General features: G+C 32.9%; 1 pseudogene. It reads left to right on the top strand.

From position 1 onward, the window contains the following. Positions 1-273, top strand: a pseudogene (locus tag PAT01_RS20050) (transposase); the annotation flags it as partial. Between the last annotated feature and the right edge of the window lie 244 nt (positions 274-517).

Genomic DNA, 517 nt, shown 5'->3' with positions numbered 1-517 from the left:
GGTTTACCGTTTGAGCTTAAATGTTACCTCGAATTAGTTGAGCTGACGGGGCGTATTATTCGCAATGATAAACCTGGGTTTATTGAAAACACTCAGCTCCCTTTATTAGAAAGAATAAACATAGCACCAGAGAACTGGTTAAAACTCACTAAAGACTTTACCCGCGTATTTCACGGCGCTGTAGGTAAGCCGCAATCACATGTAAGTTACTGCGAGCATTTAAATAAAAAAAGACGAGTAAATTATAGTAATTGTAAAAAGCTACTAGCCTAAAACCTCCTTAATAGTTTTAAAACTGCCTAGATGCAGGTTTAAGCATGCCTAAAATTAATAAATCATAAATATGCCAACCCAATAAATTTTAAATTTATCCATATTCCTGCACTTTTTATAATTACAGCTAATAAATCCTCATTAAAAGCGCTTAATTTAACTACTAATTACATATTTGAAGTGGGTGTCATGTTAATTTTTTGAACTGCCAACTCAAAATTTATAGTGGGTGTCATTATAATTT

It is taken from the genome of Pseudoalteromonas atlantica, from assembly GCA_007988745.1.
In the GTDB taxonomy this organism is placed as follows: domain Bacteria; phylum Pseudomonadota; class Gammaproteobacteria; order Enterobacterales; family Alteromonadaceae; genus Pseudoalteromonas; species Pseudoalteromonas atlantica.
Note: the sequence above shows the minus strand (reverse complement) of the source record. Positions and strands in the feature narration are given on the sequence as shown.